We start from the raw sequence: 1818 nt of genomic DNA on the forward strand, positions 1-1818 counted from the left end.
TCTCCTCTTCGGGACTTTCACCCTTAAGCTGCCGCCCATGCTGGGCGTACTGACTCCTCCACCCCGTAAACGGGGTGGCTTCTCGCTAAGCCGGGTTGGCGTCGTGACGGACCAGCCCGGCCCGTAGAACGTTCTGGGCGCCCACCGTGTCCGCGTGAGCGGTGTGGCCGCACGAGACGCAGTGGAACTTCTCCTGTGTGGGCCGGTTCTCCTTGGCGGTGTGCCCGCACTGCGGGCACCGCCGGGAGGTGTTGCGGGGGTCCACCGCCATCACTTCCCGCCCGGCGCCTTCCGCCTTGGCCGCGAGGATCGCGAGGAACACCCCCCATCCGACATCAGCGATCGAACGGTTGAGTCCGGCCTTCGCGCTCGCCCCGTTGGGCAGGAACGCGCCGGGCTTACCGGCGTCCGGCTTCGGAGCCGGCGCCTTGCTCATGTTAAGGATCTTGAGGTCTTCGTGCGCGAGGAAGTCGTTGCCGCGCACCAGCGTCAGCGCGGTCTTGTGCGCGTGGTCCAGGCGTTGACGGCGTACCTTGCGGTGCAGCCGGGCCACGGTCTCCACGGCCTTGCGGCGCCGCTTGCTGCCGCGCTTGCACCGGCTGAGCGCCTGCTGCGCGGCCTCCAGTTTCGTGGCGGCCTTCGCGCCGTGGCGCGGGTTGGCGACGAATCCGCCGTTGGAGTCAGCGAGGAAGTTGGCTATGCCCATGTCGATGCCGACCACGGCGCCGGTCGCGGGCAGCGGCTCGGGAGCGGCCTGGTCGGCGGTGAGGATGACGTACCAGCGGCGCCCTTCCCGCTTCACCGAGATCGTCTTGACCTTGCCGGCCACGGGGCGGTGCTGGTGCACGCGGACGTGTCCGACGCCTTGCAGCCGGACGCGGGTGACGAGGTCGTGCGGGGTGGAGTTGAAGCGGCAGCCGTCGCCGTCCTTGGGGAAGTCCACGGTGTCGAACCGCTGGTTCGAGCGGAAACGCGGATAGCCCGGCGCCTCGCCGGCCTTCACACGCCGGAAGAACGCGGCGAACGCTTTGTCCAGCCGCCGCAAGGTCGCCTGCTGCGAGCTGAACGACCATCGGGCCTGATCCGGATCGTGGGCGCGGATGTCCTTGAGCTGTCCGGACTGCTGTCCGTACGTGATGCTCGTCTTCGAGGCGTGCTGGTAGGCGTTCCGGCGTTCCTGTAAGGCCGCGTTGTAGAGGGTGCAGTGATCGCGGAGCATCGCTGTCAAAGCGCCCTGCTGGCCCACGGTGGGCCTCATGAGGAACTTGTAGGCGCGGATCACTGGTTCACCCCCTTCCTGGTTCGAGACAGCAAGATTCTAGCATTGGCTTATGTCACCACGCTGGGAACCAAACCCCGAGATACGGCGAGGCCGTCACGTCGTTTACCACCTGCACGCACACTTGGTGTTCGTCACCAGGTACCGGCGGAACGTCTTCAACGACGCCATGCTGAACCGCTGCGAAGAGATCATGAGGAAGGTGTGCGAGGACTTCGAAGCCGACCTGATCGAGTTCAACGGCGAAGAAGACCACGTACACCTGCTCGTGCACTACCCGCCGAAGGTCGCCCTGTCGAACCTGGTCAACTCCCTCAAGGGCGTCTCCTCGCGCCGTCTGCGACAGGAGTTCACCGGCCGTGTGAACCGGGCGATCATGCACGGCCGCTTCTGGTCCGGCTCCTACTTCGCCGGGTCCTGCGGCGGCGCACCGCTCCAGGTGGTCAAGGACTACATCGAAAATCAGAAGCGGCCCGACTGAGCGCGGGCCACTGGTGGAGCATTACGGAGCGATACTGCGGCGCTCCGCGCCACAGGGC

General features: G+C 66.6%; 2 protein-coding genes. One reads left to right on the forward strand and one right to left on the reverse strand.

The window, feature by feature from the left end; translation table 11 throughout:
* Positions 1–85: 85 nt before the first annotated feature.
* Positions 86–1282 carry an RNA-guided endonuclease InsQ/TnpB family protein gene (locus IEZ19_RS49640; RefSeq protein ID WP_189317935.1) on the reverse strand — a complete coding sequence of 399 codons (1197 nt, stop codon included), beginning with the start codon at positions 1280–1282 and terminating at the stop codon, positions 86–88.
* Positions 1283–1331: 49 nt separating this feature from the next.
* Between IEZ19_RS49640 and tnpA the strand changes: the two genes are divergently transcribed.
* On the forward strand, positions 1332–1760 hold the full coding sequence (tnpA, locus tag IEZ19_RS49645) for an IS200/IS605 family transposase (RefSeq protein WP_189317936.1): 429 nt from the start codon (positions 1332–1334) through the stop codon (positions 1758–1760).
* Positions 1761–1818 lie beyond the last annotated feature (58 nt).

It is taken from the genome of Streptomyces brasiliensis, from assembly GCF_014647875.1.
Lineage (GTDB): Bacteria > Actinomycetota > Actinomycetes > Streptomycetales > Streptomycetaceae > Streptomyces > Streptomyces brasiliensis.

Bases quoted from the DNA above. Each gene is read 5' to 3' on its own strand.
- tnpA (WP_189317936.1), top strand. From the start codon at position 1,332: ATGTCACCACGCTGGGAACCAAACCCCGAGATACGGCGAGGCCGTCAC.